Source organism: Mesorhizobium sp. M0296, assembly GCF_040321675.1.
Lineage (GTDB): Bacteria > Pseudomonadota > Alphaproteobacteria > Rhizobiales > Rhizobiaceae > Mesorhizobium.
Genome location: NZ_JAMYRZ010000053.1, coordinates 1 through 16064 on the forward strand (window position 1 = coordinate 1; position 16064 = coordinate 16064).

The 16064-nt window shown below is 62.1% G+C and carries 16 protein-coding genes and 1 other RNA gene; 11 read left to right on the forward strand and 6 right to left on the reverse strand.

The window, feature by feature from the left end; genetic code table 11:
- Positions 1-64: 64 nt before the first annotated feature.
- The 5 genes from NKI97_RS31525 to NKI97_RS31545 form a co-directional block, all read right to left on the reverse strand.
- A complete protein-coding gene (locus NKI97_RS31525; RefSeq protein WP_352838205.1) occupies positions 65-382 on the reverse strand; it encodes a HigA family addiction module antitoxin in 318 nt (105 codons plus the stop codon).
- 12 nt (positions 383-394) lie between these two features.
- Positions 395-691 (reverse strand): type II toxin-antitoxin system RelE/ParE family toxin, encoded by a 297-nt coding sequence (locus NKI97_RS31530; protein WP_352453139.1) that lies wholly within the window; start codon positions 689-691, stop codon positions 395-397.
- A 135-nt stretch (positions 692-826) separates the two neighbouring features.
- A complete protein-coding gene (locus NKI97_RS31535) occupies positions 827-1492 on the reverse strand; it encodes a class I SAM-dependent methyltransferase (RefSeq protein WP_352453140.1) in 666 nt (221 codons plus the stop codon).
- A complete protein-coding gene (locus NKI97_RS31540; RefSeq protein WP_352453141.1) occupies positions 1489-2736 on the reverse strand; it encodes a BtaA family protein in 1248 nt (415 codons plus the stop codon). Before NKI97_RS31540 ends, NKI97_RS31535 begins: the two co-directional genes overlap by 4 nt.
- An 82-nt stretch (positions 2737-2818) precedes the next feature.
- A complete protein-coding gene (locus NKI97_RS31545) occupies positions 2819-6694 on the reverse strand; it encodes a hydantoinase B/oxoprolinase family protein (protein WP_352838207.1) in 3876 nt (1291 codons plus the stop codon).
- Between the two features lie 182 nt (positions 6695-6876).
- On the opposite strand from NKI97_RS31545, the gene NKI97_RS31550 reads away from it, so the two are divergent.
- The 7 genes from NKI97_RS31550 (at position 6877) to NKI97_RS31580 (ending at position 10884) form a co-directional block, all read left to right on the forward strand.
- A complete protein-coding gene (locus NKI97_RS31550; RefSeq protein WP_352453143.1) occupies positions 6877-7089 on the forward strand; it encodes a hypothetical protein in 213 nt (70 codons plus the stop codon).
- A gap of 197 nt (positions 7090-7286) precedes the next feature.
- A complete protein-coding gene (locus NKI97_RS31555) occupies positions 7287-8006 on the forward strand; it encodes a TerB family tellurite resistance protein (RefSeq protein ID WP_352453144.1) in 720 nt (239 codons plus the stop codon).
- On the forward strand, positions 8003-8770 hold the full coding sequence (locus NKI97_RS31560) for an N-acetylmuramoyl-L-alanine amidase (RefSeq protein WP_352749617.1): 768 nt from the start codon (positions 8003-8005) through the stop codon (positions 8768-8770). Before NKI97_RS31555 ends, NKI97_RS31560 begins: the two co-directional genes overlap by 4 nt.
- A gap of 185 nt (positions 8771-8955) precedes the next feature.
- The gene (locus NKI97_RS31565; RefSeq protein ID WP_352453146.1) at positions 8956-9699 is read left to right on the forward strand and encodes a lytic transglycosylase domain-containing protein; all 744 of its coding nucleotides are present in this window, start codon (positions 8956-8958) and stop codon (positions 9697-9699) included.
- Positions 9700-9758: 59 nt separating this feature from the next.
- An RNA gene (rnpB, locus tag NKI97_RS31570) (RNase P RNA component class A) lies at positions 9759-10157 on the forward strand.
- A 152-nt stretch (positions 10158-10309) separates the two neighbouring features.
- Complete coding sequence (locus tag NKI97_RS31575) at positions 10310-10585, forward strand: type II toxin-antitoxin system ParD family antitoxin (RefSeq protein ID WP_352453147.1); 276 nt, start codon at positions 10310-10312, stop codon at positions 10583-10585.
- Positions 10582-10884 carry a type II toxin-antitoxin system RelE/ParE family toxin gene (locus NKI97_RS31580; RefSeq protein WP_352453148.1) on the forward strand — a complete coding sequence of 101 codons (303 nt, stop codon included), beginning with the start codon at positions 10582-10584 and terminating at the stop codon, positions 10882-10884. Before NKI97_RS31575 ends, NKI97_RS31580 begins: the two co-directional genes overlap by 4 nt.
- Before the next feature lie 8 nt (positions 10885-10892).
- Here the strand turns inward: NKI97_RS31580 and NKI97_RS31585 are convergent, their stop codons facing one another.
- The gene (locus NKI97_RS31585) at positions 10893-12008 is read right to left on the reverse strand and encodes a cystathionine gamma-lyase (RefSeq protein ID WP_352453149.1); all 1116 of its coding nucleotides are present in this window, start codon (positions 12006-12008) and stop codon (positions 10893-10895) included.
- 406 nt (positions 12009-12414) lie between these two features.
- On the opposite strand from NKI97_RS31585, the gene mraZ reads away from it, so the two are divergent.
- From mraZ to NKI97_RS31605, 4 genes are read left to right on the forward strand one after another with little or no spacing between them, the layout of a single operon-like run.
- Complete coding sequence (gene mraZ / locus NKI97_RS31590; protein WP_254818997.1) at positions 12415-12873, forward strand: division/cell wall cluster transcriptional repressor MraZ; 459 nt, start codon at positions 12415-12417, stop codon at positions 12871-12873.
- Positions 12870-13901: a 16S rRNA (cytosine(1402)-N(4))-methyltransferase RsmH gene (rsmH, locus tag NKI97_RS31595; protein WP_352589451.1), complete on the forward strand. Its 1032-nt coding sequence runs from the start codon at positions 12870-12872 to the stop codon at positions 13899-13901. Before mraZ ends, rsmH begins: the two co-directional genes overlap by 4 nt.
- Positions 13902-13905: 4 nt before the next feature.
- Positions 13906-14283 carry a cell division protein FtsL gene (gene ftsL / locus NKI97_RS31600; RefSeq protein ID WP_023676771.1) on the forward strand — a complete coding sequence of 126 codons (378 nt, stop codon included), beginning with the start codon at positions 13906-13908 and terminating at the stop codon, positions 14281-14283.
- Between the two features lie 14 nt (positions 14284-14297).
- Positions 14298-16025 carry a peptidoglycan D,D-transpeptidase FtsI family protein gene (locus tag NKI97_RS31605; protein ID WP_352838210.1) on the forward strand — a complete coding sequence of 576 codons (1728 nt, stop codon included), beginning with the start codon at positions 14298-14300 and terminating at the stop codon, positions 16023-16025.
- The last annotated feature ends 39 nt before the right edge of the window (positions 16026-16064 follow it).

The window sequence follows — 16064 nt, forward strand, 5'->3', positions numbered from 1 at the left end:
TCAACACGCGCCCGCTCGTCGGGTGAATTCATAACCGTCCAAAGATCGTTACGGCGCTGGACGTTCAACCAGAAATCCGGGCTGTCGCCAAAGGCTTGGCGCGATCAACACGCGCCCGCTCGTCGGGTGAATTCATAACCGTCCAAAGATCGTTACGGCGCTGGACGTTCAACCAGAAATCCGGGCTGTTGCCAAACACCCGCGCCAGAATGAGCGCGGTAGCCGCCGTCACGTTGCGGCGGCCGTTGCACAATTCGTTCACATGCTTGCGCTGGACGCTCATAGCTTCGGCCAAAGCCGCCTGTGTCAGGCCGAGTGGTTGCATGAATTCTTCCGTAAGAATTTCGCCAACCGTTTCTGGCTTGCGTGCGGTCATCAACATGTCTCACCTCACTTATATATAGCTGTGGTCGTCGAGATAGATGTCCGACGCCTCGCCCCGGCCCCCGTCCCAGCGGAAGACCAGCCGCCATTGTTTGTTGACACGGATCGAATGGAAACCTTCGAGATTGCCGCGCAACTTCTCGAAACGGTTGCTGGGCGGCACACGCAAATCCTGATCGATCGCCGCGTCGTCAATCATCTGGAGCTTGCGGAACAAGCGGCTTTCGAGATCGGACGGAATATTGCGGGAATGGGTGTCGTCCACGAAGAAAGCCCGCAGCCATCCATCTCTAAATCCGATGATCATCCCATGCTTCCGGCGAGGAGATAATGTACCACTCCTTGGGTTACATGGCAATGTGTGATTTAGCCAATTAACTGATTTCAGCCACGGCCCCCATTTAGGATTGGAGCCCCAAAACCTTCCACGCCAAAATTGATATTAGATGGCGATCTTGATCACGGCGAGCCAGCTGTAGCCGCGATAAAGTGTTCTGAATCGAAGGCATGCACCAACTCTCGCAGATTCCGATTCCAGAACGTCGCGCAGGGCTTCACGCGGCTGGACATGGAATTTTCTCAACCAGCCGCGCAGCAGCGTGCGGAACCAGCCGGGCAGGGCCTCCTGCTGGCCGAAATCGACGACGTGCAGCGAGCCGCCCGGTGACAGGGCAGCAAGAGCCGCGAACACTGTCTTCTCCCAGCCGGGAATCATCGACAGCGAATACGAGACAAAAATGCGGTCGAAACTTTTGACGCCGAACAGTGCTTTCGCGTCGAAATCCGTGGCGTCGCCGCGCGCCAGCGTGACGCGGCCGGAGAGGCCTTCGCGCGCGAGGGCGGCAGTGGCCGTCTCCAGCATCTCGGCCGAAATATCGAGGCCGAAGAAGCGCGCGGCGGGATAGCGGCGGGCTGCGAGGATGATGTTGCGGCCGGTGCCGCAGCCGAGCTCGAGCACGGTGCCGCCGGCCGGCACATCCAGTCCGGCGATAAGCCGGTCGCGGCCGAGCAGATAGTATTTGCGGGTCAGGTCGTAGATATGACGCTGCCAGCGGTAGACGCCGTCCATCAGCTCGGCATGGCTGGCCGGCAAGTCGGTCGTGCTCATGCGGACCGCTTCACATAGAGATGGAAGCCGCCATAGATGGCCGAGCGGTCGCGCGCCGAAAACTCGCGCGAGGCGTCGTTCTCGTAGCGCCACTGGTCGAGCAGCGAATTCGAGACGCGGCCGGGCAGCAGACTGGGTTCAGCGGCGGTGCGGAAGATGACGCGGGCGCCGGTGGAGGCGGTTCGGGTGATCTCGGCCCACAACCCGTTGAGCTGGTGGTCGGTCATCCAGTCCTGTGCATCGAGCAGCACGAAGCGATCCATCGAGCCGGCATCCTTGCCGGCAAGGAACTCGATCAGATTGGCGTGGTGGATGGCAACGCGATCGAGATTGTTGCGGATCGTCTTGTAGTTGCGCTTTTCGAGATAGGCGGGCAGGGCGGCCTCGCCCGGATTAGGGTAGCGGCGGGCGAAAGCCTGCCAGGCGAAATAATTGGTCTTCAGCGGAAAGTCGCAGGCGAGCTTTTCCAGTCGTGCCTTCAGCACGCTGGCCATGGTGCCGTCACCCGAGGTGATCAGCGAATCGTACTGGGCCGGCGGAATGCCGAGGCCGAACAGCGAAGCCTTTCGCGATGTCGCCCATTTCAGCAGCGGTTTTTCGAAGACCGGCGCCAGCTCTTCGTCGAAGAAGCGGCGCTGATCGGCGATGCTCTTAGCGTCCATGATGCCGGCCGGGTCGACGCCGAAGAATTTTGCGGTGCGATGGCCCATCGCAATGAACAGGCCAAGCAGGCCGGTCTGGTAGAAATTGCGGTCGAAGACGGCGATGCGGCGACGGCCGCGCCAGTTGCGGCGCTCCCAATAATGGCGGCTGACCGGGTCGAGATGCGGTGCGATGAAGCGATCGTAGGCCTGTGAATTGTGCCCGGTCTCAGCCGCGCCGAAGAAACGGAACAGGTCGCCCTGCGACGGCAGGTGACGGACGGCTTCGAGCTTCATCCGGTTCAGCGCGATATGGGCAGCGTTGAGGTCGACGGCATCGATCCTTTCCGGCGAGCGGGTGAGATAGGCAAGGATGTTACAGCCGCCGGAGGCAATGGTGACGATGCGGTGGCCCGTCCCGAGCTGCATCGCGTCCATGTCGATTTCGGGGTCTTCCCAGATCTGCGGATAGACGAGGCCGGAGAACAGGAAGGCGAACAGGCGCTCGGAGATGCCGGCTTTCGACAGCGGGCGGTTCTGGTAGACGGCCTTGCCGACTTCCTTGCCGCGGCGAAAAACCAGTTCTCCAGAAATGTCCGTCATGGCAAGGCGATTCCCCGTTTGCTTTGCCGCAAGCGGGTAGCGCAGGGTGATGACAGGCCAGTGACAGCCTGTTGACGCGAGTTCAGGCCTTGCCAAATCCACCTGGGGTCGGCGTCGTCACGATGACCGCCTCGCCGGCGTCGAGGATGGTCTGATCGCAGGCTTTCAGCGTCTCGATCGCGCCGGTCTTGCGGCGGACCTTGGTCGAACCGGCCTCGCCATCGCCGCCTCCGTCCAGTCCCCGCGGTGGGCGGTTGCGATGCGAGGACAGGATCGCGCATTCCATTTTTTCGAGGAAGCGGATGGTGCGCCTAGTGCCGTCGCCGGCATTCCATTTGCCTTCGCCGCCGGAGCCTTCGCGGATATGAAAATCCTCGAGCAATACCGGGAAACGCAGTTCCAGCACTTCCGGATCGGTCAGGCGCGAATTGGTCATATGGGTGTGGACGCCGGAGGTGCCGGCAAAACCGCGGCCGTCGTTCATCCGGCCAGCCGGCGAGCCCGAGCAGATCGTCTCGTAATACTGGTACTGCTTGTTGCCGAAGGTGAGATTGTTCATCGTGCCTTGCGCATTGGCCATCGCGCCCATGGCGCCGAACAGCGCGTTGGTGACGTGCTGCGAGGTCTCGACATTACCGGCGACGACTGCCGCGGGATAGGCGGGCTTCAGCATCGAGCCGTCGGGAATGATGATGTTGATCGGCCGCAGACATCCGGCATTCATCGGAATGTTGTCTTCGACCATGACGCGGAAGGCATAAAGCACAGCGGCTCGGGCGACTGGCTCTGGCGCATTGAAATTGTTCTTCATCACCGGCGACGTTCCGGTGAAGTCGACCGTCGCTTCGCGCTTCCGCCGGTCGACCGATATCTTCACCTTGATCATTTGGCCGGTGTCGGTCGGATATTCGTATTCGGAACTGTCGGGCAGCCGCTCCAGAACGCGGCGCACGCTTTCGGCGGCATTGTCCTGGACATGGCCCATATAGGCTTCGACCACATCGAGGCCGAAATGCGCGACCATCTTGCGCAGCTCGGCGACGCCCTTTTCGTTCGCGGCGATCTGCGCCTTGAGGTCGGCGATGTTCTGGTGCGGATTGCGCGCCGGGTAGGGGTGGTTGGTGAGCAGCGTCTCCAGGTCCTTCTCGCGGAACCGGCCGCGATCGACGATGCGGAAATTATCGAACAGCACGCCTTCCTCGTCGACGGTTGTGGCAAGCGGCGTCATCGAGCCGGGCGCGGTGCCGCCGATGTCGGCATGATGGCCACGCGAGGCGACGTAGAAGAGGATCTCCTCCCCCCTCGAGGGGGAGGTGGCGGCGAAGCCGCCGGAGGGGGTCGTTGCGGCAGTGCTCGACGCACTTGTGGTGCCTTCTGCGAGGACCCCACCCGGCCGCTTCGCGGCCACCCTCCCCTCAAGGGGGAGGGAAAACACCGGTGTCACCACTGTGATATCAGGCAGATGGGTGCCGCCATTGTAAGGCGCATTCAGCGCAAAGACGTCGCCGGGGTGAACGTCGCCGGAATTGAGCCGGATGATGGTCTCCACCGAGCGGTCCATCGAGCCGAGATGCACCGGCATATGCGGTGCATTGGCGACCAGCGCGCCATCCCGGTCGAAAACCGCGCAGGAGAAATCGAGCCGTTCCTTGATGTTGACCGAGTAGGCGGTGTTTTGCAGTGTCACGCCCATCTGCTCGGCGATCGACATGAACAGGTTGTTGAAGACCTCCAGCATCACCGGATCGGCTTCGGTGCCGAGTGCGGCCTGTCGGCGCTTCTTCTCGACGCGCCGCATCAATACGTGGTCCTTGGCGGTGATCTCGGCCTGCCAGCCCGGCTCGACGATAATGGTCTGGTTCGGCTCGATGATCAAAGCAGGGCCGGCGATCTTGTTACCAGGCTTCAGCGTTTCGCGAGGGAAGATGCCGGCGTCGCGCCAGACGCCGTCGACAAAGATTTTCCGGTTCCCGGAAGGACTTGCGGCCATGTCTTCAACAACTGAATCACTTTCGTCACGGCCGGTGCCGCCGGTATCGGTACCCTCGACGCCGACCGATTCGACGATCATCGGCTTGTCGTCGTAGACGAAACCGAACTGCGCCTTGTGCGCCAGTTCGAAGTCCGCCTTGGCCTGCGCAATCGAGCCGTGCCCGAAGTTCACAGGCAGCGCGGTATCGGTGCCGTCGTAGCGGATCTGCAGCACCGGTCTCGAGGCGACCGCGTCTTGGCTGATGCCTTGCGCGGCGAGTTCGTCGATGACGGCTTTGCGCAGCGTTGCGATGAGTTCATCGATCGCTGGCCTGGAATTGTCCGCCAGCGGCTTCAGCAGCGCCTGCTGGCGTGACGCAAATACAGAGGATAGGCCGATGCCGTATGCCGAGAGCAGGCCTGAGAAGGGATGGATCAGCACCGCCTCCATGCCGAGCCCATCGGCGACCAGGCAAGCGTGCTGGCCGCCGGCGCCGCCGAAGCAGTTCAGGAGGTATTCGGTGACATCGTAGCCGCGCTGCACCGAAATCTTCTTGATGGCGTTGGCCATGTTTTCGACGGCAATGGTGATGAACCCTTCGGCGACGGTTTCCGGCGAGCGGCCGTCGCCGATCTCGGCCGCAAGTGCGGTGAATTTTTCGCGAACCGTCTGGACGTCGAGCGGTTCGTCCTGGCCCGGTCCAAAAATAGCCGGGAAGGACTCGGGCTGCAGCTTGCCCAGCATGACATTGGCGTCAGTGACGGCCAACGGGCCGCCGCGCCTATACGCGGCCGGGCCGGGATTGGCGCCGGCCGAATCCGGCCCGGCGCGAAAGCGGCCGGCCTCGTAATGGAGGATCGAGCCGCCGCCTGCAGCAACGGTGTGAATGCGCATCATCGGCGCGCGGATGCGCACGCCGGCGACCTCGGTGTCGAAGGCGCGCTCGTAGTCACCATCATAATGGGCGACATCGGTGGAGGTGCCGCCCATGTCGAAGCCTATGACTTTGCCGAAACCGGCGAGTTTTGCCGTCTCAACCATGCCGACGACACCGCCGGCCGGGCCGGACAACAGCGCGTCCTTGCCCTGGAACATGTCGGCGGCGGTGAGGCCGCCCGACGACATCATGAACATGAGGCGAGGGCTTTCCCTCCCCCTTGAGGGGAGGGTGGCGGCGAAGCCGCCGGGTGGGGTCGGCTCGACTGGGTTCGACACTCTGGCGGGGCCTTCTGAGATGACCCCCTCTGGCTGCTGCGCAGCCATCTCCCCCACAAGGGAGGAGATTGGCGCGGCACCCAGTTCCGCCGCAACCCTTTGCACATACCTTGCCAGGATCGGCGACAGGTAGGCGTCGACCACCGTGGTGTCGCCACGGCCGACCAGCTTGATCAGAGGCGAGACCTCGTGACTGACCGAGACCTGCGAGAATCCGAGCTTTCGACAGACTTTGGCGACCGCCTTTTCGTGCTCGGGATGTTTCCAGGCATGCATGAAGACGATCGCGACCGCATCGATGCCATCCGCCTTGGCTTGCTCAATAGCCGGGCGTACCGAAGCAATGTCGAGCAGGCGCTCGACACTGCCGTCGGCGCGAACCCTTTCGTCGATCTCGACGACACGCTCATAGAGCTGTTCGGGAAGGATGATCTGCTTGGCAAAGATATCGGGCCTGGCCTGATAGGCAATCCTCAGCGCATCGCGCAAGCCTTTGGTGATGAGCAGCAGCACACGGTCGCCCTTGCGCTCGAGAAGGGCATTGGTGGCAACCGTGGTGCCCATCTTGACATCGCCGATCAGAGCGGAGGGGATTGGAGCGCCGGGTTGGACGCCGAGCAAATCGCGAATGCCCTGGATGGCAGCGTCGGCATAGGCTTCGGGATTTTCCGAAAGGAGTTTCCTTGGATGCAGCCCGCCTTGCGGGTCACGGCCGATGACATCGGTGAAGGTGCCGCCACGGTCGATCCAGAAATCCCATTTTGCAGTCACTGCGGCGGCTCCCGGGATTTTTCCCTGTTCGATCTGTTAGCTCGCGAGGCCCTGACCGGCAATCGTCAAATGATTGGAATATGTTACAGGCAGAAATGCAACGTTACGAAACTCATGCGCAGCTTACGCATTGTGTCCTCGACCGCCGCCGGTAACGGAGGCGTGATTAGAGGAGAGATATCATGAAGAAACTCATTCTTGCGTCGGTGTCGGCGCTTGCGTTGCTTGGCCTTGCCGCCTGCAGCAACAGCGGCACCGACAACACCACGACGCAGAGCACCAACCCGCCGGCATCCGACCAGACGATGAAGCCGGCTGCTCCTGACGCCAACAAGCCTGCCGAGCCGGCTCCGGCTCCGGCTCCGGCGCCCGCGCCGGCTGCTCCGGCTCAGTAGTCAATGTGACAACCAAGGAAAGGCTGGCCTCACAGGCCGGCCTTTCTGCTGCTTACGATACCAGCGCCTGGCGGCCGAGTGCGACGACGTGAGCGCTGGCGCCAGCCGCCTCAGGCATTGCGCCAAATCGATTGGGCCAGCCCCTGCGGCACTGTCTTGGCTTGATAGCGATGGGTGGTTGGCCCTATGAAGCCCCCATGTCGATTTGGGACCGCCTTGGCGACTTCGTCACACGCGTTTCATCTTCAGCGTCGTCAGGCGTCGCCGAAGTGGTCGAGGCCGTGCGCACGGTTTTCTCCGGCGATGCCGATCTGCGCCGGCGCGTCGCCTTCTCGGTGGCGATGATCGCCCTGTCGGCCAAGATGGCCAAGGCAGACGGCATCGTCACGCAAGACGAGGTGCGCGCCTTCCAGGAAATATTCGAGGTGCCGAAGGAACAGAGGCGCAATGTGGCGCGGCTCTACGATTTGGCCAAACGCGATATTGCCGGTTTCGAGACCTATGCCGAGCGGATGGCGCAGCTTTGCGGTTCGGGCCATTCGAACTGCCTGATGCTCGAGGACATACTCGACGGGCTGTTCCACATCGCCAAGGCCGACGGGCTGGTGCATGAGCGCGAGGGCCAATTCCTGCATCGCATCGCCGAGATATTCCGCATCGATGAGGCGCATTACCAGAGCATCCTGGCCCGGCATGTCGATCTGGGTGCCGCCGATCCCTATGTTGTGCTCGGCATCGAGCGTGGCAAGCCGTTCGAGGAGGTCCGCAGGCGCTACCGCAAGCTGGTCTCCGACAATCATCCGGACCGGCTGATCGCACGCGGCCTGCCGCAGGAATTCATCAAGATCGCGACGACCAGGCTGGCGGCGATCAACGCGGCCTATGAAATGATCGAGCGAGGCCTGCGGCACGCATGAGCGGCTTTCCGCCCGATGAGCCGAGCGCCGAGGTCAGGGTATCGCCGAATTTCGGACCACGGCGCGGGACGCTCGGACCCGATATGATCGTGCTGCACTACACCGGCATGGCTACCGGCGCCGGTGCCGAGGCATGGTTGTGCGATCCGGCAAGCGAGGTCTCGTCGCACTACCTGGTCCATGAGGACGGCCGCTTTGTTCAGATGGTAAGGGAAAGCGACCGCGCCTGGCATGCCGGTAAGAGCTCGTGGTTCGGACAGAGCGACATCAACTCCTGTTCGATCGGCATCGAGATCGTCAATCCGGGGCATACGCTCGGCTATCGCAACTTTCCAAAACCGCAGATCGACGCGGTGATCGGCCTGTGCGCCGGCATCGTCGAGCGCCATTCCATTCCGGCGCAGCGGGTGCTTGCCCATTCCGACGTGGCACCGGGGCGAAAGGTCGATCCAGGCGAGAAATTTCCATGGAAGGCCTTATTTGCCGCCGGTATCGGCCATGTTGTGCCAGCAGCACCGATCCGGCGCGGCGCCGTGCTGAAGCCAGGCGATACCGGCGCCGAGGTAGAGGCGCTGCAGTCGATGCTGGCGCTCTATGGTTATGGCGTCGAGATCACCAGCACTTTCGACCGGCAGACCGAAATCGTGGTCGAGGCGTTTCAGCGGCATTTCCGGCAGCGCCTGGTCGATGGCATGGCTGACGGATCGACGATCCGCACGCTGGAAAGGCTGCTCGCTTCCGTAAGGATAGCCTCTCTCAAATAATCTTTTGCCAGCTTAAAAGTTACAATCTGTTACTCAAAGTGACTTGCGTCGCCTTCTTTGGCGCCAATTCCGTCGTCAAAGGCGATCCGTACAGATTGTCGGACGTCTATCCCCCCAGATGTTCCGATGTTGATTGAGGGTATCTGCGCGAAGTTCTTTGTGCAGATCAAACAGAACAGGATCACATGCAGAAATTGACCGTTTTAACGGCAGCCATTGCTGCCGGTGTAATGACTTTTGCCTTCAGTGCGGCGAACAGCGCACCGCTGAGCCAGCGGGCCGATCAGGGCTTCAGTGCCGCAGCCGGCAAAACCGCCGTGCCGAAGGGTGGTGCAAAAGTAGAGAAGACCGCCACCGCAAAAGTGGAAAAAGCGGCCGCGGTAAGGACGAAAAAGCCAGTCTCCGCGAAAAGGCCAACCGCTGCGAGAAAGACAATCGCCAAACTGCATGTGAAGCGTAACCGCAAAAGCATCGACCGCATGGCAACGGCGTCAGTCGCTCCGACGAGCAGGCCAGCGCCCCAGGCGGCGGTTGTCGGCGGCAGCGGACAGTATTCGGCGATCATTGCGCGTTATGCCGCCAGCTATGGCGTCCCGGTATCGCTCGCCAACGCCGTCATCAAGATCGAAAGCAACTACCAGCCGAACCAGGTCGGCAGCGCCGGCGAGATCGGCCTGATGCAGATCAAGCCGGCGACGGCAAGGATGATGGGCTATAGCGGTTCGGTTCAGGGTCTCTACGATCCCGATACCAACATCAAATACGGCATGAAGTACCTTGCCATGGCGCGGGATCTCGGCGGCGGCACGACCTGCGGCACGATCCTGAAATACAATGCCGGCCACGCCGCCACACGGATGAACCCGGTGTCCGCAGCCTATTGCGGCAAGGTCAAGGTGCAGCTGGCAGCACTTGGAGCGCCCGCCTGACAAGCGACAACTTGCTTTTTCGTTTGCGTTTTCGGGCCTGAACCCCTTTATACGCCTTGCCAGCTGGCCGGGCGGCCGCACCCGCGAAGCCGAAAGGCTGCGGGTGAGGAAAGTCCGGGCTCCATGGAGACACGGTGCCGGTTAATGACCGGCGGGGGCGACCCCAGGGAAAGTGCCACAGAAAGCAAACCGCCACGATCCAATCGTGGCAAGGGTGAAAGGGTGGGGTAAGAGCCCACCGCGCGACTGGCAACAGGAGCGGCACGGTAAACCCCACCGGGAGCAAGACCGAATAGGGGCGGTGCGAGGGGAAACCCTCGAGGGCTGTTTCCGGCTCACCGTCCGGGTAGGTTGCGTGAGGCGCATGGCAACATGCGCCCAAGATGAATGGCCGCCACGTTCTCGCCCCGTAAGGGGCGAGGGCCATACAGAACCCGGCTTACAGGCCAGCTGGCAGTTTTCCCCGATAAAAGGAAATCTCCTGATATCAGCAGGTGCGTCTTCGGGCGCAGCCGTTGATTCACTTTTCGACCCGCAATTAAGCGCGGCATTCCTTGAAAATGGTGCGATTAAATCGTACCATTTGGATGACGGTATTCAGGAGCGCGTCATGGGACAGGTCGATAAACGCAGCATCACGCTGTCGCCGGAATTGGCGGCGGCGGTCGACGACGTGGTCGCCGCCGGCGAATATGCCTCGGCAAGCGAGGTGATCCGCGACGCGCTGAGGCAATGGAAGGACCGGCGCGACCTGCTCGGCTACACGGTCGAGGAATTGCGCAAGCTGGTGCAGGAGGGGATCGACAGCGGACCGGGACGGTTTGCGTCGATCGACGAAATAAAGGCCGAAGCGCGGAGACGATTGAAACCCGACAGCGCGGCATGAATTTGCTGCCCATCATCCGAACCGCAAATGCGGAAGAGGATTTAATCGCGATCTGGCTTCATGTTGCGCAAGACAACGAGGCTGCAGCCGATCGATTGCTCGATCGGATCGAAGCCCGCTGGCAGCAAGTGGCCACTTATCCCTTCTCAGGTGCACCGCGCGAAGACATCGCGCCCGGCATCCGTCACCTGATCGTCGGCGAATACCTCACCCTGTACCGCGTCAGTGAAGAGGCGATCGAAATCGTTCGCGTGCTGCACGGCCGGCGCAAGATCGCGGCCGACGATCTAAGTTCGTGATTGCCGATTCAGCCACCGATTGCGTCCAGCGACGCCTCGATCGCCTGCCAAAGCTCTTCCACCGGCTCGCAGCCGATCGACAGGCGAACGAAGCCGGGCGGAACGGCATCTCCCCTTTTTGATCGCCGTTCGGCCGAAGTGTGCACGCCGCCGAACGATGTCGCGGCCTGCATCAAGGCGCAATTGTTGATGAAATCCTCGGCCTTGTCCTCCGAGGCGAGCACGAACGAGATGAGAAAGCCGAAGCGCTCCATCTGGGCGCGGGCAAGATTGTGCGATGGATCGCTCTCCAGTCCCGGAAAGCGCAAGCCGCTGATCGCGCGATGGTTTTTCAGCCGTCGCGCTATCATTTCGGCGGAAGCGCACATGCGGTCGAAGCGCACGTCCAGCGTTTCGAGGCCGCGATGCACCAGCCATGCCTCGAACGGCCCGGGGATAGCGCCCGACGTCTCGCGCCAGTCGGTCACCCTCGAGATAATGTCCGCGTCGCGGCTGGCGACATGGCCGAACAGCACATCGGAATGGCCGTTTGGTGCCTTGGTGTCGGCGGCAATGACGATATCTGCGCCGAGATCGAGCGGGCGCTGGCCGAAAGGCGTCATCGTCGTGTTGTCGACCACAAGCACCGCACCCGCTCTATGCACGGCTTCGGCGACGGCTGCGATGTCGCATATATCCAGTCCTGGGTTGGCGGGCGTTTCGACGAACGCAAGCCGATACCTATCGAAGCCGCCGTCGAGGAAGCTTGATGTTGGCCGGACATCATAAGCGACGCCAAAGGACTTCAGGAAGCGCTCTGCCAGCGCTCTCGTCGTGTGATAGCCGTCGGACGGCAGCAGGATACGGTCGCCGGCTTTGAGCAGGCCGAAAAATACCGCCGAGATGGCAGCCATCCCCGAGGGAAAGGCGACGCATGAGGCGTCTTCCAGATGCGCCAGCATGTGCTCGACCGCATCCCAGGTCGGATTGCTGAAGCGGCCATATTGATCGAAGCCGGTGGCGTCGCCGGGCGCATGAAAGATGGCGGCCATCGTCAGGGGCAAGGGGATCGGGTCGCCCTTGGCCAGCCCGCCGCGGCGCAGATGGGGAAGTGCCGCGGCGCGTGACTTGGCTGTTTCGGACATGATTTCAAACCTCGTTACTGACCGGAAAAGGAGATGCCGAGGCTATGCGCGGCAGCGATCCGCAGCAAGCCGCCTCCGGTTGGACCAGACGGCCCTAAACGCTTCGTTAGGCTTAATGGAGGATAAAGACCGGAGTGCCGTCAAAGCTGCTCTCCCCAGTCGTGGCAGGCGCGTTTTGAAGACTGTTCCCGTTGACGCCCATAACACCCCATGATATCCCATTCCGATACTCAAGCCTTCGTTCCGTGTCAGGGTGAAGCGTACGCCAATCGGGCAGCCGCGGCGGCTGCGCGTTTGCCTGCGTTCGCCCGTCACAACGAAGCGGGTTTTGGACGTCGACCGGGCTGGGGCGGCGCGGACAGGAAGATGCAGAGGGGTGCGGCGGCGCAAGCGGCCGTAACGCGTAATGGACCGGTTTCTGTCGAACGCGGTGAACAGGATCGATGCGAAGGGACGAGTGTCCGTGCCGGCGCATTTCCGTGCCGTTGTGCAGAAACGCGGCTATTCGGAACTTTATGCGCTACGCTGCCTGGATCGCCCGGCGATGGATGTCGGTGGGCTCGACCTGCTCGATCGCTACGAGCAGCGTATCGCCCAGGAAGACCCGTTCCTGCAGACGGCGGACGACATGTCGTTCTTCTGCCATGGCGATGGAACGTTTCTGAAGCTCGACCAGGACGGCCGTATCACGATGAGCGATTTCATTCGCGAGCATACCGGCATTTCAGCGGAAGTGGCCTTCGTTGGCCGGGGCAATTTCTTTCAGATCTGGGAGCCGGGACGGCTCAGCGCCTACGGGACGGAAGCACGCGCCCGGCTTTTGCAGCTTCGGCAGGGGACGAAGCCCGGGGAGCGGCCGGAATGATGGCGGGCGACGGCGATGAAGTTCATGCCGCTGGCGGACCAGCCCGTCACATTCCGGTCCTCCTTGCCGAAGTTCTGGAGGCGCTGGCCCCGACAAAAGGCGAGGTGATCGTCGACGGCACGTTCGGTGCCGGCGGCTACACCAAGGCCATTCTGGCAAGCGGAGCCTCGGTCGTCGCCATCGACCGCGATCCGGATGCGATCGCGGCGGGGCGGGCCCTTGAACAGCAGTCCGGCGGCAAGCTCAGGCTTGTCCAGGCACCGTTCTCGACGCTCGACGAGCAGGTTGAAAGTGCCGATGGCGTCGTGCTCGACATCGGCATCTCCTCCATGCAGATCGACCAGCCGGAGCGCGGCTTTTCATTCCGGGCCGATGGACCGCTCGACATGCGCATGGCGCAGGCGGGCCTGAGCGCCGCCGATGTCGTCAACACCTTCAAGGTGGGCGATCTTGCCCGCATCTTCGGTTTTCTCGGCGAGGAACGCCATGCCGGGCGCATCGCCCGCATGATCGAGAGCCGTCGCGAAAAACGCCCCTTCGAGCGCACGCTCGACCTTGCCGATGCCATCGAGACGCATATCGGTCGCGCGCCGAAAGACAAGATCCATCCGGCCACCCGCGTTTTCCAGGCGCTGCGCATCTTCGTCAATGACGAACTCGGCGAACTGGCCAAGGCACTGTTTGCCGCCGAGCGCGCGCTGAAACCGGGCGGGCGGCTTGTCGTGGTGACCTTCCATTCCCTCGAGGACCGCATCGTCAAGCGCTTCATCGCCGACAGAGCCGATTCAGCGACCGGATCGCGGCACCTGCCCGAGGCGCAGGCGCGCACCGCCACCTTCACCAAGAAGGGCGGCGGCGTGACGCCTGGCGATGCCGAGATATCGGCAAATCCGCGGGCGCGCTCGGCAAGGCTGCGCACTGCAATCCGTACAGAGGCGCCGGCGCGTGCCGGCGATTTTTCGATTTTCGGCCTGCCAAAACTGCCTGGCCCAAAGCTTCCCGGCGCCGATCGACCGGGAGAGAGGTGAGCACGTGTTTCGTACCAGCGACATAGTCCTGATCGCCGTCATGGTTTCGGCGGCTGCCCTGACCTACAAGACCAAGCGCGAGGCCGAGGAGCAACTGGCGGCAGTGCACAAGATCCAGGCGCAGATCCGTTATGAGGAGGACACGATCGACCTGCTCAAGGCGGACTGGAGCCTGCTTACCCAGCCGTCGCGCCTGCAGAAGCTCACCGAAATCTACAAATCGCAACTCGGACTCGAGCCGGTCAATGCGCGGCAGATCGTCGGGCTGGACGATCTGCCGGCGAAACCCGTCAACATCGAGGACCTTTCATCGCAGCGGCTGGGCGGCATGGCCGATATCGGCGGCAAAGATCCCGTGGTGACCGGAGGCATCGTCCAATGATCACCGGATTTCCAATGGCTGCCAGATTTCCAAAGATTGGCAGGCTGCTGAAGAGCGGTTCACAGGCCGGTGCAGGCGGATCGATCGTGGTCGAAGGTGCCCGCAAGGCGACCGGTGGCAAGGGCAGGACCCGCATCGTCATGACCATGGCGGTGTTCTTCGGCATCTATTCGACCATTGCCGGGCGGCTGGTCTATCTGGGTTTCCAGAATCCCGACCTGTCGGGCGGCCCGCAGAGCCGGGTGACGGCATCGCGACCCGACATCGTCGACCGTAACGGCGAACTGCTGGCGACCGACATCAAGACCGCGTCGCTGTTTGCCGAACCGCGCCGCATCGTCGATGCCGACGAGGCGATCGAAAAGCTGTCGACGGTGCTTCCCGAGATCGACTACGAGCAGACATATAACAAGCTGAAGAGCGGCGCCGGGTTCGTCTGGCTGCAGCGGCAACTGACGCCGAAGCAGCAGGCCGACATCATGCAACTCGGCATCCCCGGATTCGGCTTTCGCACCGAAAAGCGCCGGTTCTATCCGGCCGGCGAAACCTCGTCCTACATTGTCGGCCTCACCAACATCGACAATCAGGGCATCTCCGGCATGGAGAAATACATCGACGAACAGGGCTTGAGCGATCTTCAGGCGTCGGGCCTCGCGGTGGCCAAGGATTTGAAGCCGGTGCAGCTCTCGATCGACCTGCGCGTCCAGCATATCGTGCGCGACGAGGTCGCCACCGGCATGGAAAAGTACCACGCCATCGCGGCGGGCGCCGTCGTGCTCAACGTCAAGACCGGCGAGGTGCTGGCGATGGCGTCGGTTCCGGATTTCGATCCGAACAACCCCTATAACGCGCAGGACAAGGACCGGCTCAACCGTATGTCGGCCGGCCTCTATGAAATGGGGTCGACCTTCAAGAGCTTCACCACTGCCATGGCGCTCGATTCCGGCAAGATAACGCTGCAAAGCCGTTTCGACGCGTCGCGCCCGATCAGGATCGGCCATCAAACCATCCATGATTTCCATGGCAAGGGCCGGGTACTGTCGGTGCCGGAAGTGTTCATCTACTCCTCCAATATCGGCTCTGCCAAGGAAGCCGAAGCGGTTGGCATCGACGGACACCGCGAATTCCTGCATCGCCTGGGAATCCTCGAGAAGATGCAGACCGAACTGCCGGAAGTCGCTCGGCCGACCGAGCCCAAGGTCTGGAAGCAGGTCAATTCGATCACCATCGCCTTCGGCCACGGTGTGTCGACGACGCCGCTGCAGACAGCGGTCGGCTGCGCCGCGCTGATGAATGGCGGCTATCTGATGGACCCGACCTTCCTGCCGCGCACGCAGGAGCAGGCGATGGCGGTGGCCAAGAAAGTGGTCAGCGACAAGACGGTCGAGGGCATGCGCTATCTCTATGCACTCAATGCCGAAAAGGGATCCGGCCGCAATGCACGGGTGCCAGGATACCGGGTGGGCGGCAAGACGGGAACGGCGGAGAAGGTTGTCAACGGCCGTTACTCGAAGGAAAAGAATTTCAACGCCTTCGTTGCGGCTTTCCCGATGGACGATCCGCAATACATAGTGCTTACGATCGCCGACGAACCGAGGCCGGAAAAGCCCGGCATGGGTGCTACGGCCGCCTCGAACGCGGGCATCATGGCTGCAAACATCATCCGACGTGCGGCTTCCATGCTTGGCGTGAAGCCAGATTTCAGCCATGAAAATGGTGCAACGCTGGTTTCCTATCAGTGATTCTTGGGGCGCGCCGGCAACTGCGCGCTATTTTGTTGC

Excerpts from the sequence above, each read along its gene's own strand:
- NKI97_RS31525 (WP_352838205.1), bottom strand. The coding sequence starts at position 382 with ATGTTGATGACCGCACGCAAGCCAGAAACGGTTGGCGAAATTCTTACG.
- NKI97_RS31530 (WP_352453139.1), bottom strand. The coding sequence starts at position 691 with ATGATCATCGGATTTAGAGATGGATGGCTGCGGGCTTTCTTCGTGGAC.
- NKI97_RS31535 (WP_352453140.1), bottom strand. The coding sequence starts at position 1,492 with ATGAGCACGACCGACTTGCCGGCCAGCCATGCCGAGCTGATGGACGGC.
- NKI97_RS31540 (WP_352453141.1), bottom strand. The coding sequence starts at position 2,736 with ATGACGGACATTTCTGGAGAACTGGTTTTTCGCCGCGGCAAGGAAGTC.
- NKI97_RS31550 (WP_352453143.1), top strand. The coding sequence starts at position 6,877 with ATGAAGAAACTCATTCTTGCGTCGGTGTCGGCGCTTGCGTTGCTTGGC.
- NKI97_RS31555 (WP_352453144.1), top strand. The coding sequence starts at position 7,287 with ATGTCGATTTGGGACCGCCTTGGCGACTTCGTCACACGCGTTTCATCT.
- NKI97_RS31560 (WP_352749617.1), top strand. The coding sequence starts at position 8,003 with ATGAGCGGCTTTCCGCCCGATGAGCCGAGCGCCGAGGTCAGGGTATCG.
- NKI97_RS31565 (WP_352453146.1), top strand. The coding sequence starts at position 8,956 with ATGCAGAAATTGACCGTTTTAACGGCAGCCATTGCTGCCGGTGTAATG.
- NKI97_RS31575 (WP_352453147.1), top strand. The coding sequence starts at position 10,310 with ATGGGACAGGTCGATAAACGCAGCATCACGCTGTCGCCGGAATTGGCG.
- NKI97_RS31580 (WP_352453148.1), top strand. The coding sequence starts at position 10,582 with ATGAATTTGCTGCCCATCATCCGAACCGCAAATGCGGAAGAGGATTTA.
- NKI97_RS31585 (WP_352453149.1), bottom strand. The coding sequence starts at position 12,008 with ATGTCCGAAACAGCCAAGTCACGCGCCGCGGCACTTCCCCATCTGCGC.
- mraZ (WP_254818997.1), top strand. The coding sequence starts at position 12,415 with ATGGACCGGTTTCTGTCGAACGCGGTGAACAGGATCGATGCGAAGGGA.
- rsmH (WP_352589451.1), top strand. The coding sequence starts at position 12,870 with ATGATGGCGGGCGACGGCGATGAAGTTCATGCCGCTGGCGGACCAGCC.
- NKI97_RS31605 (WP_352838210.1), top strand. The coding sequence starts at position 14,298 with ATGGCTGCCAGATTTCCAAAGATTGGCAGGCTGCTGAAGAGCGGTTCA.